The sequence below is a fragment of the Streptomyces odonnellii genome, from assembly GCF_000981895.1.
Lineage (GTDB): Bacteria > Actinomycetota > Actinomycetes > Streptomycetales > Streptomycetaceae > Streptomyces > Streptomyces odonnellii.
This window is the reverse complement of record NZ_LATD01000619.1, coordinates 1-1274: the sequence shown is the minus strand read 5'-3', so window position 1 is coordinate 1274 and position 1274 is coordinate 1. Positions and strand designations below refer to the sequence as shown.

Annotated in this window: 1 protein-coding gene; it reads left to right on the top strand. The window is 72.3% G+C overall.

What is annotated here, in order from left to right:
• Positions 1–322: 322 nt before the first annotated feature.
• Positions 323–1274: alanine racemase (locus WH07_RS35700; RefSeq protein WP_046509418.1), on the top strand; the 952-nt coding region annotated here is incomplete at its 3' end.

The following is a 1274-nucleotide window of genomic DNA, read 5'->3' as shown; positions in this document are numbered from 1 at the left end:
GTCCGGTGGGGTGGCGGGCGGCGGTGTCCGAGGTGTCGCCGGGGGGGCCGTGGGGCGCGGTGGTACGGGAGCGCGTGGTGCTTCGGTGCTCATCCGCCCCCCTGCCGCCCGTACCGACTGATCCACTCCGTCGCACACCGGCCGCGCGCGTATCTGGTCCCGCGCACACCGGTCCCGCCGTACGGGAGAAGCCCGTTCGACACTGCGTGTGCGTCACTCTACGGGCTTGCGACGGCCCGGCGGGAACGTGCGGCGAGGACCGGGGCGATCTGCCCCGATCATCCCCCTACCGTGCGGTAATCCGGTCTGGCAGGCTCTGGCCATGACTCCGCGTGCCACCGACCGGGCCCGGTACGACCGCGCCACCGCCCATCTCGACGCCCCGCTCGCGATCGTCGACCTCGACGCGTTCGACGCCAACGCCGACGATCTCGTACGGCGGGCCGGGGGCAAGCCGGTCCGGGTGGCCAGCAAGTCGGTGCGCTGCCGCGCGCTGCTCGAACGGGTGCTGGGGCGCGAGGGGTTCGCGGGCGTCATGTCGTTCACGCTCGCCGAGTCGCTGTGGCTGGCGCGGTCCGGGTTCGAGGACGTCCTGCTCGCCTATCCGTCCGCCGACCGCACCGCGTTCGCGGAACTCGCCGCGGATCCCAAGCTCGCCGCCGCCGTCACGGTGGTGATCGACGACCTGGCGCATCTGGATCTGATCGACGCCGCGCGCCAGGGCGGCCGGGAGGAGATCCGGGTCTGTCTAGAACTCGACACAGCCTTGCGGCTGTTCGGCGGCCGGGTGAGGATTGGTGCACTGCGTTCCCCGCTGAGCGAGCCGGCCGACCTGGCCGAGCTGGCCAGATCGATAGCCCGGCGCCCCGGATTCCGGCTCGTCGGACTCATGGCGTACGAAGGTCATATTGCCGGGGTAGGGGACGCCCTGGCAGGACAGCCGCTGCGCTCGCGGGCCATCCGGCTGATGCAGTCCGCGGCCCGCAAAGAGCTGACGGAGCGGCGCGCCGCTGTGGTGCGTGCCGTACGGACCGTCGCCCCCGAGCTGGAGTTCGTCAATGGCGGCGGCACGGGAAGTGTCCAGCACACGGCCGCCGAGGACGCGGTGACGGAAATCGCCGCGGGCTCGGGGCTCTATGTTCCACGGCTCTTTGACAACTACACATCGTTCACGGGCCGTCCGGCGGCGCTCTTCGCCCAGCCCGTGGTCCGCAGGCCGGGCGTCGGTGTGGTGACGGTGCTCGGCGGGGGCTATCCGGCGTCGGGGGCGGCGG